General features: G+C 64.3%; 1 protein-coding gene. It reads right to left on the bottom strand.

Features of this window, described 5'->3' with window-relative positions:
- On the bottom strand, positions 1-291 hold a 291-nt coding region (locus ACWTU9_RS33365), incomplete at both ends, for a hypothetical protein (protein ID WP_455862038.1).

Below are 291 nucleotides of genomic sequence, written 5' to 3'. Positions count from 1 at the left end.
CCCCGGCTGTGCCAGCACACCGAGATCGTCCAACAACTGCGCCTTGCCCAACGCCTTGAATATACTCGCGATGGCATGGACATCGGCCTGCTGCAGCCGATCCTCGGCATATTGGAGGTAGTGCGCCAGCTGATGCAGCCGGTCCTTCAGCAAGGCGGGTTCGGCGACCTCGCCGGCGGTCTCTCCCTCCTCGATAACCCGCGACAGACCGTTGGCGATCCTGACTAGCGCAGGCGTGCTGAAAGTGCGGAAGCGACGGCCCTTGGAACCGAGCTCGCCGGCGATGGCAAC

The sequence above is a fragment of the Mesorhizobium sp. 128a genome (assembly GCF_053848025.1).
This window is presented reverse-complemented; position numbering and strand designations above follow the sequence as displayed.